At 70.1% G+C, this 18,487-nt stretch carries 20 protein-coding genes and 4 tRNA genes; 8 read left to right on the top strand and 16 right to left on the bottom strand.

The window, feature by feature from the left end:
* Positions 1–80: 80 nt before the first annotated feature.
* The 5 genes from rplA to AB0F13_RS08505 form a co-directional block, all read right to left on the bottom strand.
* Positions 81–797 carry a 50S ribosomal protein L1 gene (gene rplA, locus AB0F13_RS08525; RefSeq protein ID WP_362077293.1) on the bottom strand — a complete coding sequence of 239 codons (717 nt, stop codon included), beginning with the start codon at positions 795–797 and terminating at the stop codon, positions 81–83.
* Positions 798–903: 106 nt separating this feature from the next.
* Positions 904–1,338, bottom strand: coding sequence for a 50S ribosomal protein L11 (rplK, locus tag AB0F13_RS08520; protein ID WP_362077290.1), 435 nt, complete (start codon positions 1,336–1,338; stop codon positions 904–906).
* Between the two features lie 188 nt (positions 1,339–1,526).
* Positions 1,527–2,405 (bottom strand): transcription termination/antitermination protein NusG, encoded by an 879-nt coding sequence (gene nusG, locus AB0F13_RS08515; protein ID WP_362077287.1) that lies wholly within the window; start codon positions 2,403–2,405, stop codon positions 1,527–1,529.
* Between the two features lie 84 nt (positions 2,406–2,489).
* Positions 2,490–2,864, bottom strand: coding sequence for a preprotein translocase subunit SecE (gene secE / locus AB0F13_RS08510; RefSeq protein ID WP_362077284.1), 375 nt, complete (start codon positions 2,862–2,864; stop codon positions 2,490–2,492).
* A gap of 23 nt (positions 2,865–2,887) precedes the next feature.
* Positions 2,888–2,960: transfer RNA gene (locus AB0F13_RS08505), tRNA-Trp, on the bottom strand.
* Positions 2,961–3,227: 267 nt separating this feature from the next.
* On the opposite strand from AB0F13_RS08505, the gene AB0F13_RS08500 reads away from it, so the two are divergent.
* A complete protein-coding gene (locus AB0F13_RS08500) occupies positions 3,228–4,475 on the top strand; it encodes a pyridoxal phosphate-dependent aminotransferase (protein ID WP_362077281.1) in 1,248 nt (415 codons plus the stop codon).
* A gap of 152 nt (positions 4,476–4,627) precedes the next feature.
* Positions 4,628–5,662 carry an adenosine deaminase gene (locus tag AB0F13_RS08495; protein ID WP_362077278.1) on the top strand — a complete coding sequence of 345 codons (1,035 nt, stop codon included), beginning with the start codon at positions 4,628–4,630 and terminating at the stop codon, positions 5,660–5,662.
* A gap of 78 nt (positions 5,663–5,740) precedes the next feature.
* Here AB0F13_RS08495 and AB0F13_RS08490 read toward each other — a convergent pair whose 3' ends face one another.
* From AB0F13_RS08490 to AB0F13_RS08465, 6 genes are all read right to left on the bottom strand, one after another.
* Complete coding sequence (locus tag AB0F13_RS08490; RefSeq protein ID WP_362078045.1) at positions 5,741–6,796, bottom strand: UDP-N-acetylmuramate dehydrogenase; 1,056 nt, start codon at positions 6,794–6,796, stop codon at positions 5,741–5,743.
* Positions 6,797–6,998: 202 nt separating this feature from the next.
* On the bottom strand, positions 6,999–7,433 hold the full coding sequence (locus AB0F13_RS08485) for a MaoC family dehydratase (RefSeq protein ID WP_362077275.1): 435 nt from the start codon (positions 7,431–7,433) through the stop codon (positions 6,999–7,001).
* Positions 7,433–7,885, bottom strand: coding sequence for a MaoC family dehydratase N-terminal domain-containing protein (locus AB0F13_RS08480; RefSeq protein ID WP_362077272.1), 453 nt, complete (start codon positions 7,883–7,885; stop codon positions 7,433–7,435). The genes AB0F13_RS08485 and AB0F13_RS08480 overlap by 1 nt, the downstream gene beginning before the upstream one ends.
* Positions 7,886–8,016: 131 nt before the next feature.
* Positions 8,017–8,181, bottom strand: a complete 165-nt coding sequence (rpmG, locus tag AB0F13_RS08475; RefSeq protein ID WP_087927546.1) for a 50S ribosomal protein L33 — start codon at positions 8,179–8,181, stop codon at positions 8,017–8,019.
* An 85-nt stretch (positions 8,182–8,266) separates the two neighbouring features.
* A tRNA-Met gene (locus tag AB0F13_RS08470) sits at positions 8,267–8,339 on the bottom strand.
* 51 nt (positions 8,340–8,390) lie between these two features.
* Positions 8,391–8,463 (bottom strand) — tRNA-Thr (locus AB0F13_RS08465).
* Positions 8,464–8,740: 277 nt separating this feature from the next.
* On the opposite strand from AB0F13_RS08465, the gene AB0F13_RS08460 reads away from it, so the two are divergent.
* A complete protein-coding gene (locus AB0F13_RS08460) occupies positions 8,741–10,015 on the top strand; it encodes an amidohydrolase family protein (protein WP_362077269.1) in 1,275 nt (424 codons plus the stop codon).
* A 21-nt stretch (positions 10,016–10,036) separates the two neighbouring features.
* Complete coding sequence (locus AB0F13_RS08455; protein ID WP_362077266.1) at positions 10,037–10,699, top strand: NAD(P)H-binding protein; 663 nt, start codon at positions 10,037–10,039, stop codon at positions 10,697–10,699.
* 75 nt (positions 10,700–10,774) lie between these two features.
* Here the strand turns inward: AB0F13_RS08455 and AB0F13_RS08450 are convergent.
* A tRNA-Tyr gene (locus tag AB0F13_RS08450) sits at positions 10,775–10,856 on the bottom strand.
* A gap of 185 nt (positions 10,857–11,041) precedes the next feature.
* On the opposite strand from AB0F13_RS08450, the gene AB0F13_RS08445 reads away from it, so the two are divergent.
* A complete protein-coding gene (locus tag AB0F13_RS08445; protein WP_362077263.1) occupies positions 11,042–11,530 on the top strand; it encodes a YajQ family cyclic di-GMP-binding protein in 489 nt (162 codons plus the stop codon).
* Between the two features lie 29 nt (positions 11,531–11,559).
* Here AB0F13_RS08445 and AB0F13_RS08440 read toward each other — a convergent pair whose 3' ends face one another.
* Entirely contained in the window at positions 11,560–12,882 is a 1,323-nt protein-coding gene (locus AB0F13_RS08440) for a tyrosine-type recombinase/integrase (RefSeq protein WP_362077260.1), read from the bottom strand.
* Positions 12,875–13,438 carry a helix-turn-helix transcriptional regulator gene (locus tag AB0F13_RS08435; protein WP_362077257.1) on the bottom strand — a complete coding sequence of 188 codons (564 nt, stop codon included), beginning with the start codon at positions 13,436–13,438 and terminating at the stop codon, positions 12,875–12,877. The genes AB0F13_RS08440 and AB0F13_RS08435 overlap by 8 nt, the downstream gene beginning before the upstream one ends.
* Positions 13,439–13,566: 128 nt before the next feature.
* On the opposite strand from AB0F13_RS08435, the gene AB0F13_RS08430 reads away from it, so the two are divergent.
* Genes AB0F13_RS08430 through AB0F13_RS08420 form a run of 3 tightly spaced genes read left to right on the top strand, consistent with a single transcriptional unit; the run spans position 13,567 to position 16,420 of the window.
* Positions 13,567–13,788, top strand: a complete 222-nt coding sequence (locus AB0F13_RS08430) for a helix-turn-helix domain-containing protein (RefSeq protein ID WP_362077254.1) — start codon at positions 13,567–13,569, stop codon at positions 13,786–13,788.
* Positions 13,789–13,802: 14 nt separating this feature from the next.
* Positions 13,803–14,852 carry a bifunctional DNA primase/polymerase gene (locus AB0F13_RS08425; RefSeq protein WP_362077251.1) on the top strand — a complete coding sequence of 350 codons (1,050 nt, stop codon included), beginning with the start codon at positions 13,803–13,805 and terminating at the stop codon, positions 14,850–14,852.
* Positions 14,849–16,420 (top strand): hypothetical protein, encoded by a 1,572-nt coding sequence (locus AB0F13_RS08420; RefSeq protein ID WP_362077248.1) that lies wholly within the window; start codon positions 14,849–14,851, stop codon positions 16,418–16,420. Before AB0F13_RS08425 ends, AB0F13_RS08420 begins: the two co-directional genes overlap by 4 nt.
* Before the next feature lie 383 nt (positions 16,421–16,803).
* Here AB0F13_RS08420 and AB0F13_RS08415 read toward each other — a convergent pair whose 3' ends face one another.
* A complete protein-coding gene (locus tag AB0F13_RS08415; RefSeq protein WP_362077246.1) occupies positions 16,804–17,199 on the bottom strand; it encodes an endonuclease domain-containing protein in 396 nt (131 codons plus the stop codon).
* Between the two features lie 389 nt (positions 17,200–17,588).
* Positions 17,589–18,263: a restriction endonuclease gene (locus tag AB0F13_RS08410; RefSeq protein ID WP_362077243.1), complete on the bottom strand. Its 675-nt coding sequence runs from the start codon at positions 18,261–18,263 to the stop codon at positions 17,589–17,591.
* Positions 18,264–18,487 lie beyond the last annotated feature (224 nt).

Raw genomic sequence — 18,487 nt, 5'->3', positions numbered from 1 at the left:
CAAATCGGGCCGGGCCCCGCACCTGGAGAGGTGCGGGGCCCGGCCTGAGGTACTGCGCGCTACGCGCTACAAGCCGTCGGTCAGACGGTCTCGTCCTCCGCGAGGAGGTTGCGGGTGCGGTTGCCGTCCAGCGGGATGCTGGGGCCCATCGTGGTGGTCAGGGTCGCCTTCTTGACGTAGCGGCCCTTCGCGGCGGACGGCTTCAGACGAAGGATCTCGTCCAGCGCCGCGGCGTAGTTCTCGACCAGCTTGGTCTCGTCGAAGGAGACCTTGCCGATGATGAAGTGCAGGTTCGAGTGCTTGTCGACGCGGAACTCGATCTTGCCGCCCTTGATGTCCGTGACAGCCTTCGCCACGTCCGGGGTGACCGTGCCGGTCTTCGGGTTCGGCATCAGGCCACGGGGACCGAGCACGCGGCCGAGGCGGCCGACCTTGCCCATGAGGTCCGGGGTGGCGACGACGGCGTCGAAGTCCAGACGGCCCTTCGCGACCTCGTCGATGAGTTCGTCGGAGCCGACGATGTCGGCGCCGGCGGCACGCGCGGCCTCGGCACGGTCGCCGGTCGCGAAGACCAGGACCCGGGCGGTCTTACCGGTGCCGTGCGGAAGGTTCACGGTGCCGCGGACCATCTGGTCGGCCTTGCGCGGGTCGACACCCAGACGCATGGCAACCTCGACGGTCGCGTCGAACTTCACGGACGAGGTGTCCTTGGCGAGACGGACGGCCTCGAGGGGAGCGTACAGACGCTCCTTCTCGACCTTGGCGTCCGCAGCGCGGAGAGTCTTGCTGCGCTTCACTTCTGCTCCTGAATGGTTGAGCGTGGAGTCGTGGTCCGGGCCAGCGCCGGCCCTTCCACTGTGTTGTCGATCATGCGGCTGTCGCCGCGTGGTCAAACGGGGCTGATCAGCCCTCGACCGTGACACCCATGGAACGGGCGGTGCCGGCGATGATCTTCGCGGCGGCGTCCAGGTCGTTGGCGTTCAGGTCGGGCATCTTGGTCGTGGCGATCTCGCGGACCTGCGCCTCGGTGATCTTGGCGACCTTGGTCTTGTGCGGCTCGCCCGAGCCCTTGTCCACGCCCGCGGCCTTGAGGATCAGCTTGGCGGCCGGCGGAGTCTTCGTGACGAAGGTGAAGGAACGGTCCTCGTAGACCGTGATCTCCACCGGCACGACCATGCCACGCTGCGACTCGGTCGCGGCGTTGTAGGCCTTGCAGAACTCCATGATGTTGACGCCGTGCTGACCCAGCGCGGGGCCGACCGGCGGAGCCGGGTTCGCGGCACCGGCGCTGATCTGGAGCTTGATAAGCCCCGTGATCTTCTTCTTCTTGGGAGGCATTGCTCTCTCCGGGTCCTAGTGAGAGTTTTTTTGCCCAACGCACACTGCGCGCAGGCATACCGCACCACGATAACGGGTAACGCGGCCGGGCCAAAAACCGAGCAGGTCAGACAGTCCCCCGCAAGCGGGGAAAACCCCCAGCGAGAAGCACTGTCTGACCTGGTCGGAAGCGTTTTGCCAGAGAAGTGTCAGTTCTTCTGGATCTGGTCGAAGCTGAGCTCGACCGGGGTCTCGCGGCCGAAGATCTCGACGAGGCCCTTGACCTTCTTCGAGTCGGCGTTGATCTCGTTGATCGTGGCCTGCAGCGTCGCGAACGGACCGTCCGTGACCGTGACCGAGTCGCCGACCTCGAAGTCCAGCACCTGGACCTCGACCTTGCGGCTGGGGACCGGGCGGCCCTCGGCCTCGGCGGCCTCCTTGGCGGCCTTCGCCTCGGCCTCGGGGGCGAGCATCTTGACGATCTCGTCCAGGGTCAGCGGGTACGGGTCGTAGGCGTTGCCCACGAAGCCGGTGACGCCCGGCGTGTTGCGGACGACGCCCCAGGACTCGTTCGTCAGGTCCATGCGCACCAGCACGTAGCCGGGGAGCTTGTTCTGGCGGACGGTGCGGCGGTCGCCGTTCTTGATCTGGACGACCTCTTCCTGCGGCACCTCGGCCTGGAAGATGTAGTCCTCGACGTTCAGCGAGACGGCGCGCTGCTCGAGGTTGGTCTTCACGCGGTTCTCGTAACCCGCGTAGGTGTGGATGACGTACCACTCGCCGGGCAGGCCACGCAGCTCGTCGCGGAGCGCGTCGACCGGGTCGACGGGAGCGGCCTCTTCGGCGGCTTCCTCGTCCTCGGCGTCCTCGGCGGAAGCGGCCTCGGCCTCGTCGCCCTCGACATGCAGCGCGGCCTCTTCGGCCGGCTCAGCGGCGGCGTCCTCGGCGTCGGGCTCGTCGGCACCGTCGGCGTTCTCGACGATCTCCTGCGCGGTGTCGTCGCCCTCGACCTCGGCCGAGACAGCCTCGTCAACGTTGGCCTCCGCCGCGACGGGCTCGGCGGCGTCGTTCAGGTTCGGGTCAGACACGTGGCTGCTTCTTCCTGGCTTCAAGGGGTGGAACGTGCGAAGAGGCGGCTCTCCGGAAAGGCCGCCTTACGCGCGGGACCGGGCTCAGCCGAAGACGTACTTGACGGCCTGCTCGAACCCATAGTCAATCACGGTCACAAGACCGATGACGATGACAACAAAGACGATCACCACAGTGGTGTACGTCGACAACTGGCTCTTGGAGGGCCAGACGACCTTGCGGAGCTCGGCGACGACCTGACGGTAGAAAAGCGCGAGGCGACCCAGAGGGCCCTTCTTCCCGCGCTTTCCACCACGGCGGCCCTTCTTGGTGGCCACCTCGTCCTCGGGACGACCGCTCTCAGGCGTCGCGGTGGAGCCAAGGGCTTCCGTCACTACGTCCTCACCTGAATCCGGGTCGTGGCCGTGCCGCGCCCGGTTGAGCCGCACGGCGGTGCATTTCAGTACGTACGCACGCACGCACCCAGTGATGATGCGTGTAGCAGGGCCGAAGGGACTTGAACCCCCAACCGCTGGTTTTGGAGACCAGTGCTCTACCAATTGAGCTACGACCCTTTGTGGTTCCCCCAACGTACCGCATCCATCCGGATGCACGGTGTGCACGCCCGGAGCGGATCCGCCGGTAAGGGGCCAACGACGGATGAGTGTACGTGCTTCCAGGCGTGTCGTCGAACAGCTGGGGACGCGGCGTTCCCCGGAAGGCCCCTGAACAGGGCCGGTCCGGGCGTCCGGCGGGGCCCGGGACCGGGGCCGTCGAGCGCACTCCGGCCGGTCCGCGAAACCAATGTGCCCGCCCCCCGGGAGGTCTGCGACGATGCCTTTATGACCGCTGCGACTCCTGCTGTTCCTCCCGCCCAGTCCCCCACCGAGCGCCGGGTTTCGGCGCGGATCGGATCCATTTCCGAGTCCGCCACTCTCGCCGTCGACGCCAAGGCCAAGGCCCTCAAGGCGGCCGGCCGCCCCGTCATCGGCTTCGGCGCCGGTGAGCCCGACTTCCCGACGCCCGGCTACATCGTCGAGGCCGCGGTGGAGGCCTGCCGCAACCCCAAGTACCACCGCTACACCCAGGCCGGCGGCCTGCCCGAGCTGAAGGCCGCCATCGTCGCCAAGACGCTGCGCGACTCCGGCTACGAGATCGACGCCTCCCAGGTGCTCGTCACCAACGGTGGCAAGCAGGCCATCTACGAGGCCTTCGCCGCGATCCTCGACCCGGGCGACGAGGTCATCGTCCCGGCCCCGTACTGGACGACCTACCCCGAGTCGATCCGGCTCGCGGGCGGCGTCCCGGTCGATGTCGTCGCCGACGAGACCACCGGGTACCGGGTGTCGGTCGAGCAGCTGGAGGCCGCGCGCACCGAGCGCACCAAGGTGGTGCTCTTCGTCTCCCCGTCCAACCCGACCGGCGCGGTCTACACGCGGGCCCAGGTCGAGGAGATCGGCCGCTGGGCCGCCGAGCACGGCCTGTGGGTACTCACCGACGAGATCTACGAGCACCTGGTCTACGGCGACGCGGAGTTCTCCTCCCTGCCGGTGGTGGTCCCGGAGCTGCGCGACAAGTGCATCGTGGTCAACGGTGTCGCCAAGACCTACGCCATGACCGGCTGGCGGGTGGGCTGGGTCATCGGCCCGCAGGACGTCGTCAAGGCCGCGACCAACCTCCAGTCGCACGCCACGTCGAATGTGAGCAACGTCGCTCAGGTGGCCGCCCTGGCCGCCGTCTCCGGCGACCTGACGGCCGTCGAGGAGATGAAGGTCGCCTTCGACCGCCGGCGGCGCACGATCGTGCGGATGCTGAACGAGATCGACGGCGTGGTCTGCCCCGAGCCCGAGGGCGCCTTCTACGCCTACCCCTCGGTGAAGGGCCTGCTCGGCAAGGACATCCGCGGCAAGCGCCCGCAGACCTCCACCGAGCTGGCCGCCCTGATCCTCGACGAGGCCGAGGTCGCGGTCGTCCCCGGCGAGGCCTTCGGCACGCCGGGCTACCTGCGCCTGTCGTACGCGCTGGGTGACGAGGACCTGGTCGAGGGTGTCTCGCGGGTCCAGAAGCTGCTGGCGGAGGCGCGCGACTGACGCGCGGCTCCCTGCCGCTTCATTGCCGCCTTGCTGCAGCGGGCCCCGGCGTCACGCCGGGGCCCGCTCTGCTTCCCGCATTTGTTTTCGGTGCGGCGCCCGTTCAGGGAAAGCCCCTTCCGGTTGCCCGGCTCGTACGGCAAGATCCCAGGATGGAGAGTGTTCGCGACGTCCGACTGCTGCCCAAGGCCCATCTGCACCTGCACTTCACCGGGTCCATGCGCCCCTCGACCCTGCTGGAGCTCGCCGACAAGTACGGCGTGCACCTGCCCGAGGCGCTCAGCGGCGGTGAGCCGCCACGGCTCCGGGCGACGGACGAGCGCGGCTGGTTCCGTTTCCAGCGGCTGTACGACATCGCCCGCTCCTGTCTGCGCTCTCCCGAGGACATCCGGCGGCTGGTGCTGGAGGCCGCCGAGGAGGACGTCCGCGACGGTTCGGGGTGGCTGGAGATCCAGGTCGACCCCACCTCGTACGCGCCCCGGCTGGGCGGTCTGATCCCGGCGCTGGAGATCATCCTGGACGCCGTCGAGACCGCGTCCAGGGACACGGGCCTCGGCATGCGGGTCCTGGTCGCCGCGAACCGCATGAGGCATCCGCTGGACGCCCGCACGCTGGCGCGCCTGGCCGTCCGCTACGCCGACCGGGGCGTGGTCGGCTTCGGACTCTCCAACGACGAGCGGCGCGGGCTCGCCCGCGACTTCGACCGCGCCTTCGAGATCGCCCGTGAGGGCGGCCTGCTGGCCGCGCCGCACGGCGGCGAGCTCTCGGGACCGGGCAGCGTCCGGGACTGCCTGGACGACCTCCACGCGGCCCGTATCGGCCATGGTGTGCGGGCCGCCGAGGACCCCCGCCTGCTGGCCAAGCTGGCCGCCCGGGGTGTCGCCTGCGAGGTCTGCCCCTCGTCGAACGTCGCCCTCGGCGTCTATGAGAAGCCGCAGGACGTGCCGCTGCGCACCCTGTACGAGGCCGGCGTCCCGATAGCCCTCGGCGCCGACGACCCCCTGCTCTTCGGCTCCCGCCTGGCGGCCCAGTACGAGTTCGCCCGCGAGCACCACGCCTTCACGGACGCGGAGCTGGCGGAACTGGCGAGGCAGTCGGTACGGGCGTCGGCGGCGCCGCCGGGGGAACGCGAACGCCTGCTGGCGGGCGTGGACGAGTGGCTCGCCTCCGGCCCGTCGGGGGCTTGAGGACCGGGGGTCCGGGGGCGGAGCGCCCGGTCGCGGGAAGGGGCGGGCAGGGGAAAGCCTCCCGCCCCGGCACGCCGCCTACAGGCTGACGCCCACCGTCACCGGCTCGTTCACCAGCGTCACCCCGAACGCCTCCCGGACCCCGTCCCGCACCTCGCGGGCGAGGCCGAGCAGGTCCTCCGTGGTGGCCGTCCCGCGATTCGTCAGCGCCAGCGTGTGCTTCGTCGAGATCCGGGCCGCCCCCGAGCCGTACCCCTTCGTGAAGCCCGCCTTGTCGATCAGCCACGCGGCCGAGGTCTTGATCAGCCCGTCCCCCGCCGGGAACGCCGGCGGCGCGACGTCCGCGCCGAGCCGCTCGGTCACGCGGCCCAGGAACGCGGCGTGCTCGGCGGCGGTGAGGATCGGGTTGGTGAAGAACGACCCCGCGGACCACGTGTCGTGGTCCGCCGCGTCGAGGACCATGCCCTTGCCGGCCCGCAGCCTGAGCACGGTCTCCCGGGCGATGGCGGCCGGTACGCGGTCTCCGGCCCCGACGCCGAGGGCGCGGGCGGTCTCGGGGTACTTCAGGGGCGCCGAGAGGCCCCCCGCGTCCTCCAGCTCGAACCGGACCCGCAGGACGACGTAGCGCGTGGGGTCCTGCTTGAAGCGGCTGTGGCGGTAGGAGAAGGCGCAGTCGGCGTTGGGGAGGGTCACCGTCCCGCCGGTGCGGCGGTCGTAGGCCACGACCTCCGTGATCGTGGCGGAGACCTCCTGGCCGTAGGCGCCGACGTTCTGGATGGGCGTGGCGCCGGCGGAGCCGGGGATGCCGGCCAGGCACTCGATGCCGGCGAGGCCGGCCTCGACGGTACGGGCCACGGCGTCGGACCAGTTCTCACCGGCGGCCAGCTCCAGGAGGGTGCCGTCGAGGTGGAAGCCCGTGGTGGCGATGCGCAGGGCCGTGCCGTCGAAGCCCTTGTCGGAGATCACCAGGTTGCTGCCGCCGCCGATGATCAGCAGCGGGGTGCCGGTCTCGTCGGCCTCGCGGACCGCGTCGATGACCTCGGCGTCGGTGACGGCCGTGATCAGGCGGGTCGCGGGGCCGCCGAGCCGGAAGGTGGTCAGGGGGGCGAGGGGGGCGTCGTGTCGTTCCTGCACGGGCACCAGGGTACGGGGGCACCGGCCGCGGTCCGTCGTGGTGCGGACGACGGCGGCTGCGGGGGTCATTCCGGAACGACCCCCTGCGCCGCCGTCGCCCTCCCGCCGGTGGGGCCGGACGTCAGACCGTGACCGAGGTATGAGTAAGGGGCGCCCGCTAATGCGGGCGCCCCTTACCGGTGTCTTTACCTGTGCGTGCTGCTCAGGCGAGCCTGACCACGGCGCGGGCCATGCCCAGCACCTTCTGCCCGTCGCTCATGGCCACCAGGTCCACGCGGACGGTGCGGGCCTCGTCGTCGAGCTTGGCGGCGACCTTGGCGCTGACCTCGATGACCGCACCCTTGTCGTCGTTCGGCACGACGACGGGCTTGGTGAACTTCGTCCCGTAGTCGATGACGGCGGCCGGGTCGCCGGCCCAGTCGGTGACGACGCGGATCGCCTCGGCCATGGTGAACATGCCGTGCGCGATGACGTCCGGCAGTCCGACCTCCTTGGCGAACTTCTCGTTCCAGTGGATCGGGTTGAAGTCGCCGGAGGCGCCCGCGTAGCGGACCAGGGTGGCACGGGTCACGGGGAAGGACCGGCCGGGCAGCTCGGTACCCGTCTCCACCTCGTCGTACGAAATCGTGGCGGCCATCACGCCTCCTCGGCGGCGCGCGCCACCAGCTTCGTGTGCACGGTCACCACGTGCTCGTCGTTCGCGTCGTGGACCTCGCCACGGACCATCAGCACGTCGTTGCCCGCCAGCGACTTGATCGACTCGATCGTGGAGGTGACCGTCAGCCGGTCCCCCGCGCCGACCGGGCGGGTGTAGGCGAACTTCTGCTCGCCGTGCACGACGCGGTCGTAGTCCAGGCCCAGCTGCGGGTCCCGGGTGACCATCCCCGCGGCCTGGAAGGAGATCGCGAACACAAAAGTCGGCGGAGCGATGACGTCCGGGTGACCGAGCGCCTTGGCGGCCTCGGGGTCGGTGTACGCCGGATTGGCGTCGCCGACGGCCTCGGCGAATTCGCGGATCTTCTCCCGGCCGACCTCATAGGGGTCGGTGGCCGGATAGGTCCGTCCGACGAAGGACTGGTCGAGCGCCATGGGCTCGGCACCTCCTGATGGGGACTGAGGTTCCGTGGGTTCCGGAGGTTCCGGGGATTCCGGGATTTCGGGGGTGAATACGCCATGAGGCCGCCCCCAGAAGATGGGGACGGCCTCATGAACGTTCGCGTTTAGCGGGTCTCGCGGTGAGCCGTGTGGGCCTTGCAACGAGGGCAGTGCTTCTTCATCTCAAGACGGTCCGGGTCGTTGCGCCGGTTCTTCTTGGTGATGTAGTTCCGCTCCTTGCACTCCACGCAGGCCAGCGTGATCTTCGGGCGGACGTCGGTGGCAGCCACGTGAGTGCTCCTTGACGGAATGGACGGATGAACGCATAAAAGAGTAGCCGATCGGAGGACCGACCCCACAATCGGCTACTGTGTGTAGCGGTGACCGGACTTGAACCGGTGACACAGCGATTATGAGCCGCTTGCTCTACCGACTGAGCTACACCGCTTTGATGAGGGAGAGCTTCCCCGCCTGAAGGCGAGGAAACCTCACACACCAGAGCCCCAAAACGGAATCGAACCGTTGACCTTCTCCTTACCATGGAGACGCTCTGCCGACTGAGCTATTGGGGCGAGCGAGGAAGACATTACACGGTCTGCCGCCGAAGGTGAAATCCGTATCCGGCCGCCCCCGCCAGGGCGTTCCCCGGGCCGCCGCCGGGGCCGTCGGGAGCCGCGGGCCACCGGGCCGTTTCCCCGGACTGTGCGGGACTGCCCGCCGGGCTTCTCCCGCCGTTCACGGGACCCACGCCGGTACGACTATTCGGCGCCTGCTCTGACCGGCTTCGTACGCGGCCTACGCTCGGAGCGCTGCGTGATCATGCCCGCCCCGGCCACCCGGAGGATCGCGATGCCCGACAGTCAGCCGCAGCCCGCCAGAAGCCCCGACGGCGACGCCGCCATGACGCCCGGTGACGGCGTCCTGGTGCTGTGCGGCGCCCGTCTCGCCGACGGCCGCGTCGTGGACGTGCGCCTCAGCGGCGGGCGCATCGAGGCCGTCGGCACGTCCGGCAGCCTCGCCCCCGGCCCCCGGGTCGACCTCACCGGCTACGTCCTGCTCCCCGCCCCCGCCGAGCCCCACGCCCACTGCGACACCGCGCTCACGGCGGTCGCCGGCGGCCCCCTCGCCTCCGGCCTCGAGGACGTCCAGCGCCGCACTACCGAGGCCGCCCTGCTGCAGCTGGGCCACGGAGCCACCGCCGTGCGCTCCCACGTCCGCATCGGCGACGTCCAGGGGCTGCGCTCGCTGGAGGCCGTGCTGCAGGCCCGGCGGGCGCTGGCCGGGCTCACCGAGCTGAGCGCCGTCGCCGTCCCGCGGCTGCTGACCGGCGTGGCCGGCGCCGACGGCCTGGCCATGCTGCGGGACGCGGTCAAGATGGGCGTCACCGTCATCGGCGGCTGCCCCGACCTCGACCCGGACCCCACGGGTTACGCCGAGACGGTGCTGGGCATCGCCGCCGAGCACGGCTGCTCCGTCGACCTGCACACGGACGGTGACGACCCCGCCCGCCTGTCGCGGCTCGCCGCCATGGCCGGCGGACTGCGCCCCGGCGTCGCCATCGGCCCCTGCGCGGGCCTCTCACGCCTTCCGCACGACCAGGCCGTACTGGCGGGGCAGCAACTGGCGGCGGCCGGTGTGACGGTGGTCTGCCTGCCGCAGGGCGACTGCTGCGTGTCGATGGGCGGGCGCGGCTCGTGGTGCGCGCCGGTACGGCTGCTGCGGGCGGCGGGCGTGCAGGTGGCGGCGGGCAGCGGCGCCCTGCGCGACGTGGCCAACCCGGTCGGTCGCGGCGACCCCCTGGAGGCCGCCTTCCTGCTGGCCTCGCACGGCGAGCTCAGCCCGGAGCTCGCGTACGAGGCCGTGAGCGGGCGGGCCCGGGCGGCGATGGGCCTGCCGGAGGTTCGGGTGGAGGCGGGCTTCCCGGCGGAGCTGCTCGCGGTGCGCGGCAGCGGGATCGCGGGGGTCCTGTCGCTCGGCTACAGCCGGCTCGTGGTCCACCGGGGCCGGGTGGTGGCCCGTACGAGCGCGGTACGGGAGTACGGCGACGTCCGGGCCGACGACCGGGCCACCGTGGCCCTGGACCTGCCCCGGCAGTCGCCGCGCGGCGGGGATCCCGAGCGGTGACCTTCGGCGTACGGTCGGATCATGCGCATTGTCATCGCTGGAGGACATGGTCGGATCGCGCTGCGGCTGGAGCGGCTGCTCGCCGGGCGCGGTGACGAGGTGGCGGGCATCGTCCGCCGCCCGGAACAGGCAGGAGACCTGCTGGCGGCGGGCGCCGAACCGGTGGTGGCCGACCTGGAGTCGGCGTCCGTCGGGGACCTCGCCCGTCACTTGGAGGGCGCCGACGCCGCCGTCTTCGCGGCGGGCGCGGGACCGGGCAGCGGCGTGGAGCGCAAGGACACCGTCGACCGCGGGGCCGCCGCCCTCTTCGCCGATGCGGCGGAGGCGGCCGGGGTGCGGCGGTTCGTGATCGTCTCGTCCATGGGCGCCGACCGTGAGCCACCGGCGGACACGGACCCGGTCTTCGCCGCCTACCTGCGTGCGAAGGGCGCGGCCGACGCCGACGTACGCGCCCGGGCCGGCCTCGACTGGACCGTCCTGCGCCCGGGCCGCCTGACGGAGGACCCCGGCACCGGCCTGGTGAAGCTGTCCGCGGGCAGCACGGGCCGGGGCGCGGTGAGCCGCGACGACGTGGCGGCGGTGCTGGCGGCCCTGCTGGCCGAGCCCGGCACGGCGGGCCGCACGCTGGAGCTGATCGCCGGCGCCACGCCGGTGGAGGAGGCGGTCCGGGCGGCGGCCGGCTAGCGCGGCCACTGCGGCCCGCAGGCACCAGGACAACGAAAGAGCCCCTGACCTTTGCAGGTCAGGGGCCTCATTCTGTGGCGGCGCCAGGATTCGAACCTGGGTAGGCTAAGCCGACGGATTTACAGTCCGTTCCCATTGGCCACTCGGGCACACCGCCATGGGTTGCCGCCTCGGTCGCTCTTTCGAGCCGCTCCGGGGCAACGACGTAAACCATACCCGATGACCTGGGGTGGTCCGCCACTCGGTTCACAGCCCCTCGATCGGGCCCCGGGTGACTAGGCTGGCTGCGCGGCCCACCGGCCGCGCCCCCTGATGGATCTACGTACGAGGAGCCAACTCAATATGGCCGACTCCAGTTTCGACATCGTCTCGAAGGTCGAGCGGCAGGAGGTCGACAACGCCCTCAACCAGGCCGCCAAGGAGATCTCGCAGCGCTACGACTTCAAGGGTGTCGGGGCGTCTATCGAGTGGTCGGGCGAGAAGATCGAGATGCGCGCCAACGCCGAGGAACGGGTCATGGCGGTTCTCGACATCTTCCAGTCCAAGCTGATCAAGCGTGGCATCTCCCTGAAGGCCCTGGACGCCGGCGAGCCGCAGCCCTCCGGCAAGGAGTACAAGCTCTTCGCCACGATCGTGGAGGGCATCTCCCAGGAGAACGCAAAGAAGGTCGCCAAGATCATCCGCGACGAGGGCCCCAAGGGCGTCAAGGCCCAGGTCCAGGGCGATGAGCTCCGCGTGTCCTCGAAGAGCCGCGACGACCTGCAGGCCGTCCAGGCCCTCCTCAAGGGCAAGGACCTGGACTTCGCGCTTCAGTACGTCAACTACCGCTGATCTAGATCTCTGACCTGCGCATACGCACTCTAGGCGGGCCGGGCAGGGCACAACGGGGGCACATCGCCGAGGACTTCCTCGACGGCGGCCCTCGTTGTGTCCTCGTCGTCCGGCCAGAGATGCGTATAGGTGTCGAGCGTGATCGACGGCTTGGCATGGCCGAGCCGCTTCTGCACCGTCTTGACGTTCTCGCGGTGCTTGATCAGCAGCGACGCGTAGAAGTGGCGCAGGTCGTGCATGCTGGCCCCTTCGGGCACTTGCAAGAGTTCAGGCGCCCTGCCCTCCGGCTTCCCCTTCTTGACCCACGCCGCGTAGGCGCGCTCGTGCCTCGCGGAGAGTGCCTTGTTCGCGTTGCTCACCATCCGCCGCCAGACGTGCGCCCAGCCGTCGCGCCGAACCGGTTCGTTGTGCTCGTTGAGGAACAGCAGCCGAGCTTTACGCCTGCGCGGCTTACGCGGGTTCGTACGGTCCTCGATCTCCGTCTCGACGACGGGATACCGCTCGAGATGCGCCGCAAGAGCATCAACGGCCGACTTGGCGAGCGGCACAGTGCGATAGCTCTCGTGCGTCTTCGGCTCACCGAGGTAGGGCGCACCCTCCTCCGGGGTTATGAGCTGTTGCTGCACCCTCACCTCGCGGCGCAGAAAGTCGACCTGCTCGACCTCGAGTCCGAACGCCTCACCCTGGCGTAGACCGGACGCTGCGGCGAGCAGCGTGAGCGACCGGTACCAGGCCGGAGCAGCGTCGATCAAAGCGCGGACGACGTCTGGGGGCAGCGGCACGATCTCGGTACGGCGCTTCGCCGGCAGCCGCACCCCATCGCACGGGTTCACCGCGATGATCCGATCGCGCACGGCCGTGTGGAGCACGCTCACGAGGTACGCGTACGTCACGCGGAGCGTGGACAGGGCGAGCACCTGCGCACGGTCCTTGACCCATGCCTGTACCTCCGACGGACGGATGCCGGCGACGGGCCGGTCGCCGAAGGTCGGGTAGATGTGATTGCGCAGGGCGCGCTCGACGCGCGAGGCCGTTGTCGAGCGGTGAACAGCCGAGGTGCGCCAGCGTTCGGCGACTGCCCGAAAGCTCTCCTTGCCGGCAGCAGGGTCGACGTAGAGGCCGCGGGCGAGGTCAGCGTCGATGGTCGCCGCGCGGGTGTCGGCCATGTTCCGCTTGTCGAAGTTCTCTTTGCGCTGCTTCCCGCCGGCGTCGCGCCAACGAACCTGCCACCGCTTGCCCTTGCCGTGCTCGCCGCTGGGCACAAGCTTGCGTGTCTTGCTGGTGTGGTCGGCGCACGGCTCGTCGCTGTCTAACGGACGGGACTTGTGCCACCGGTCGTAGACCTCAGCCATGCGACTCCGCCTCTCCCCCCTCGATGCCCGCGTCGTCCTTCGGTGCGGGTTTGAAGCCGGCCGCCCCCAAGGCTTCCAAGAGTTGCTTGTTGATCTCGTACGCCTCTCGCTCGCGACGCCCGCGGGACTTCCATTCCTCCGCCGGCACCTCACTGCGGTAGATGCGCTCATCCATGAATGTCAGCGGCGCTTCCCCCTTGATCCACTCTCGGACCCAGCCAGCGCCCTCCCGGTTGAGGCCGTGCGTCGGCGTCGGCGTTTCCGGGGTCAGCTCGTAGCGCGCGTGGTCGTCATCGATCGGTACGACGAGGTGGATGGGGGCGACGTGCAGCGCCTGCGCCAAGATCAGCCACTCCTCAAGCGTGACCTGCCGCCGCCGGCGGCCGTTCAGGTCAGGCCGACCGCTCTCGATGTTGGCAATCACTGACGCAGTCAGCCCCGGCGCCCCGATCAGCCGGCAGCGCTCGGCCAGATCCTTGGCGGTGAGCCCTTGCCGTTTCCGCAGTTCTTGGACTCGCTCGGCGACGACTTCACTCGCCGATTGATGGTTCTTCATGGGTCACCTCTATGTCGATACGACAAATCTGTAAGCAAGATTGACATGCGGTGCGCGACGTCGGCAAGGTTGCCCAAGATCAGTTCTATCGACAAGCCCGGATGTCGAATCGACAGAGGAGTGAGATCGTGCCCCGCGCCCAAGTTCCCGGCACCGTTGACTCGGCCCGCCGCAAGCTCGCCACCGCGCGCGAACTCGCCGATTATTGCGGCGTGCCGCTCGCCACCGTCTACCAGTGGAGCCATCGAGGCGGCGGGCCCCGCCTGATCAAGGTCGGCCGTCACCTTCGCGCCCGTTGGGAAGACGTCGAGCAGTGGCTCGACGAGCAGACCATCGGCACCGCAGCGTGAAGGGCGACGACGGCTTGACCACCTCGACCGCCGAGCCGCTCCGCGTAGCTCTGTGGCTGGCTGCTCAGAGCTACGCAGTGCACCCGCTCGCCCCGGGCGGGAAGGTGCCCGTACGTGGCTGCACCCGATGCTCGCCCGGCACCACCGAACGCCCCAACCCTGCCTACATCGAGCACGACGGGCGCACCTGCTCGTGCCACGCTGCCGGCCGCCCCTGTCATGGTGTGCTGGCCGCCACGACCGACCCCCACCGCATCGCCCGGTGGTGGGAGCACATGCCCGCGGCCGGGGTCGGCGTTGCCGCCGGACCATCCGGGCTCGTCATCCTCGACGTGGACTGCCACGGCGGTGACATGCCGACCGACCTCGAGCGACTGCTGCCCGGCGTCGAACTGCCCGCCGATATCGCCCCGGGCAGCATCGTCGACGGCCGCGACGTTCTCGCCCTGCTCGTGGAGGCGCGCCGTGCCACGTTGCCCGGCTGCGCCCCGGAGACGCTCACTGTGCGTACACCCTCGGGAGGGTTTCACTACTGGTTCCGCGCACCGGCCGGCACCGTCTGGCGCCCGCAAGCCGGGGCGCTCGGCTGGCAGCTCGACGTGCGCGCCGGATCGTCCTACGCCGTAGCACCGGGCACCGTCACCCGCGACGGGGCATACACCGCGCTCGGGGACTGCCGCACGGTCGCCGAACTGCCCGTGTGGCTCGCCCGCGACCTCGACCGCACCGGGCACCGCATACGTCCCGAGCGCCCCCGCGTGGCGCTGCCATGGCGCTCCCGCAGGATGGGCGGCGGGTACGTGGCCACCGCTGTTGAGAACGAGCTGCGAGCGGTCGCCGAGGCGCAGCCCGGCACCCGTAACGCCACACTCAACCGCGCTGCCTTCAACCTCGGCACCCTGCGCGTGGTGGGCCATCTCGAGCACGACCAGCTCGCCGACGTCCTGTGCGACGCCGCCCGGCACGCCGGATTGCCCGGACGCGAGGCCGAAGCCGCGATTCGCTCGGGACTGTCCGCCGGCGAGCGGCACCCGCGCACCACCCTCACCGGAGCCGCCGCATGACTTATGCCCCCACCTTCAACCCGGCTACCGCCGCGCGCTCCGTCGTCCCCTTCCCCCGGCAGGAAGCGAGCAGCGAGCAGCCACATGCGCCGAAGCAGGAACGCCAGCCGCCGCAGGCCGAGGTGCTGCGCGTGCTCGGACAGAACCGCTTCCGGTACCTGCACCACAACGGCGCGCCGTACGCCGTCCCGTACGACGGCCCGCCCATCGCTGTACCGCTGCGCGCCACCGCCCACACCGGCACCGGCAGCCTGAGGCAGCACCTCACGCACGTGTACGTGACCGAGCGCGACCGGACGCCCTCGCAGACCGCACTCGCTGACGCCCTGGCCGCACTCGATGCGCTCGCAATGCGCGCACCCGAAGCCGAGCTGCACCTGCGCGTCGCTCCTGACCCCGCCGAGCCCTCGGTGTCCTGGCTCGACCTCGGCCGCCCCGACGGGGAGTCGGTACGCCTTGCCCCCGACGGGTGGGCACTGACCCACCCCGACCCCGAGATCGGGCCGATATGGCGGCGCAGCAAACTGGTTCGCCCCCTGCCCCGCCCGGACCGAGCGGCGGGCGGCTGGCGCACGGGCCTCGAGGAGTTGGCCACGCTGCTGCCGTTCACGCCCGAGACCCTGCCGCTCGCCGTCGGCTGGCTGCTGGCCGCCCTGCGCCCCGGCATCCCGCGCCCCATCGCCTACCTCACCGGTGAGCAGGGCACGGGCAAGAGCACGTCGGGGCAGATGCTCGCCGGGATCATCGAGGGCGCTCGCGCGCCGCTACGCCAGGCTCCCGAGACCCTGCGCGACCTCGGGCCGACCACGGCCGCCGGATGGGTGCTCGCGCTCGACAACCTCTCGGGCCTGCCCGGCTGGCTGTCCGATGCCCTGTGTCGCATCGTTACGGGCGACGCGCAGGTGACCCGCGCCCTGTACACCGACGACGACGTGAACGTGCTCACCTATCAGCGTCCCGTGCTGCTCACGGGCATCGACCTCGGCGCGCTGCGCAACGACCTTGCTGAGCGCATGATGCCGCTCGAGCTGCAACCCATCCCCCGTCACAAGCGGCGCACGGCCGGCGCTCTGTGGGCCACATACGAACAGGCGCACCCACGCATCCTCGGCGCACTGCTCGACCTCGCCGCCGCGGTATGGGCCGACCTCCCGCACGCCGCCGCTGACCTCACCGAACGCCCGCGGCTCGCCGACTTCGCCGAGTTGCTGCACGCCCTCGACCGCGTCACCGGCTGGCGCAGCCTCGCCGCCTTCAACGGCGCGCAAGATGCGCTGAACGACGCGGTCCTCGATGGTCACCCAGTCGCCGGCACCCTGCGGGATTGGACCGTCTCGCCCGCCTTCCCGTCCGGCGGCTGGCAGGGGACCATGGCCGAGCTGCACCGGCTGCTCGGCAGCGACGGGCGCGGCCTCACCGACGGCTGGCCAAAGACACCCGCGGTTCTCAGCGCCCGCATTCGCCAGGTCGCCCCTGCACTCCGCGCCCGCGGCATCTACGTGGCGCGCACCTCGGGCAGCAACAAGAACGGCAAGGTCTACGCCGTCACGCGCACCCCGACCACATGAAGCCCTCGCCCGACGCGCCCCGGCACGGCACCTCCGCCGGGGCGCTGCTGTGCCCGGGGACGCAGGGGGACGCCCGGGAGCCAACGGGGGACGGCACCCGAACCGCGAGACGTCCCCCACCACCCTGCCGACCACCTGCGGGAACAGACACGCTGCCCGACCGGGAGGACGCAGGGGACGGCTTGGCCGCTTTCCTCTCTGTCCCAGCGAGTAGGAGGGGAAGGGGTAGGAGAGGGGAAGCCGGATACGACGTCCCCCGCGTCCCGCCGTCCCCCAGTGGGTGAGCCCCGTTGGCGCGTCGCGACCGGTCGCGCCTTGCGCGCGCGTGCGCGTAGGGAGCGTAGGAGAACTCAGGAGATGCGACCCTGCGGGTGTCGACGCGTTTATCCCTGGACTGCCAGCTTCTGAGCCTCGGCGAGGACCTGGTCGAGACGCCTGCGCACCGGCTTCCCGTACTGAAGCCGCAAGCCGAGGATCACCGCTGGTGGGAGAGTCCGGTACCGAAACCACCGAGGATGTCGCGGCGGCGCGGTCCCCTCAGCGTTGTTACACAGGGTGCACAGCAAACCGCGAACGAGTCCAGACTCGTGACAGTGGTCGACCACCACGTCGGCAGGAGACGGGTGCCCGCACCCTGCGCAGCGGCCCGCCTGCCATGCAACAAGCAGGGTGACCGGGTCTTCATCAGGAAGAGGCACCGCTCGCGGGTACGGCCAGGAATGGCAGGCGGGCGGCTGAGCGTCCCTGAGCCTTTGTTCAACCTGCTCCTCAACAGTCATAGGCCTACACCCCCCATAGACGTAGCGGAAGTACGCATGCGGGTAGTCGACGGTGTCCTGCCACTCCTCGTCGTCGAGGTGGCGCGCACATCCGGCAAGGCCTGGCAGCGGGCGGGATTTGCACAGCCGGACGCCATCTTGCAAAGGCCGGCCGCACCGAGCTTCGACAGGGCGCAGCCCAGCCGCTCGCCGCTCCTCTCTGATGCGCGCAATCAGAGCGAGGTGCCGGGCCCGCTCCGGCGTGTCTTTCGGCTCGCGCGGGGGTGGGACCAACACGCGTGAACTCATCCGGACGCCTCCTGAAGCAGCGGCAACGGTGTCGCGGCCATCCCAGCACTCCCCACTGACATCGCCGTCAGGTAGCCCCACCAGAGGACTTGACCAGCGCCCTAATTCCGCGGCCGGTTGAGCGCGCTACGCGCGACGCGGTTGACTGCCCACACCGCGCCCGTCTCGTCGAACTGAAAGAGCATTACACCTTGGCTATCGGCGTAGACCAGGGCCTGGGCTGTGTACCCCTGCAAGCTGTAAAAGAGAAGGTCTTGCAGTTCTCCACGGCCAGCTGCGCCGACGAGGCGTTGCACATCGGGACGACCCACGGGCTTGCTCTTCATCTTGACCTGCGCGACGGCCCCAGTGGCCTTGGCATCGATACCGCCATCGCTGCCGCTGCCCGTGTCTCGGGCATCCGGATAGCCGATCTGCTGCATGTGATAGACGGCCAGGAATTCCGCGTCGCGCCATGTGCGCAGTAGAACCGGAGCAGTCGCCAGGCTGAGTTGCTGGGTCTGCTGAGGCTGTCGCCCCTCGCGAACAGTCGCTAGGTCACTTATGAGGCCCAACCCGATGTATAGGACGAGTGGCACGGCGAAAGGCCCTACTGCCCACATCGAGTATTCACCGTCGGGCGTGGTCCAGTCGGGAATCGCCTTGATCACTAGCCAGACGGCAACGCCAAGAAGGATGACGCCGAAACAACCCTTCGAGGCCGCGCGCTTGCTTACAGAGCGCTCATCGGCCGGTTCTCGGGATGGCTCGGGACTGACGGCGCGCTGAACAGACATGCTCCCCCTGGCACGAAAGTGTGATCGACAGTAGCGGTGCCAGCCTGGGGTGCGCCAACCCGTCCAGGAGGGCGCCAGCACGTATCAGGGCCGCAGAGCGGCACAGAGCGCGCGGAGAGTGCTGCGACCGGTCGCAGCACTCTCCCGGGCCGCAGAGGACACCGCGGAACACCAGTCACCCCACGCGTAATCTGGTTTGGCGGGTTTTGGGTGTTTTTTTGGGG

This window comes from Streptomyces sp. NPDC026206 (genome assembly GCF_040638465.1).
In the GTDB taxonomy this organism is placed as follows: Bacteria; Actinomycetota; Actinomycetes; order Streptomycetales; family Streptomycetaceae; genus Streptomyces.
Note: the sequence above shows the minus strand (reverse complement) of the source record. Positions and strands in the feature narration are given on the sequence as shown.

Excerpts from the sequence above, each read along its gene's own strand:
- rplK (WP_362077290.1), bottom strand. The coding sequence starts at position 1,338 with ATGCCTCCCAAGAAGAAGAAGATCACGGGGCTTATCAAGCTCCAGATC.
- AB0F13_RS08500 (WP_362077281.1), top strand. The coding sequence starts at position 3,228 with ATGACCGCTGCGACTCCTGCTGTTCCTCCCGCCCAGTCCCCCACCGAG.
- AB0F13_RS08495 (WP_362077278.1), top strand. The coding sequence starts at position 4,628 with ATGGAGAGTGTTCGCGACGTCCGACTGCTGCCCAAGGCCCATCTGCAC.
- AB0F13_RS08485 (WP_362077275.1), bottom strand. The coding sequence starts at position 7,433 with ATGGCCGCCACGATTTCGTACGACGAGGTGGAGACGGGTACCGAGCTG.
- AB0F13_RS08480 (WP_362077272.1), bottom strand. The coding sequence starts at position 7,885 with ATGGCGCTCGACCAGTCCTTCGTCGGACGGACCTATCCGGCCACCGAC.
- AB0F13_RS08460 (WP_362077269.1), top strand. The coding sequence starts at position 8,741 with ATGCCCGACAGTCAGCCGCAGCCCGCCAGAAGCCCCGACGGCGACGCC.
- AB0F13_RS08455 (WP_362077266.1), top strand. The coding sequence starts at position 10,037 with ATGCGCATTGTCATCGCTGGAGGACATGGTCGGATCGCGCTGCGGCTG.
- AB0F13_RS08445 (WP_362077263.1), top strand. The coding sequence starts at position 11,042 with ATGGCCGACTCCAGTTTCGACATCGTCTCGAAGGTCGAGCGGCAGGAG.
- AB0F13_RS08440 (WP_362077260.1), bottom strand. The coding sequence starts at position 12,882 with ATGGCTGAGGTCTACGACCGGTGGCACAAGTCCCGTCCGTTAGACAGC.
- AB0F13_RS08435 (WP_362077257.1), bottom strand. The coding sequence starts at position 13,438 with ATGAAGAACCATCAATCGGCGAGTGAAGTCGTCGCCGAGCGAGTCCAA.
- AB0F13_RS08420 (WP_362077248.1), top strand. The coding sequence starts at position 14,849 with ATGACTTATGCCCCCACCTTCAACCCGGCTACCGCCGCGCGCTCCGTC.
- AB0F13_RS08415 (WP_362077246.1), bottom strand. The coding sequence starts at position 17,199 with ATGACTGTTGAGGAGCAGGTTGAACAAAGGCTCAGGGACGCTCAGCCG.
- AB0F13_RS08410 (WP_362077243.1), bottom strand. The coding sequence starts at position 18,263 with ATGTCTGTTCAGCGCGCCGTCAGTCCCGAGCCATCCCGAGAACCGGCC.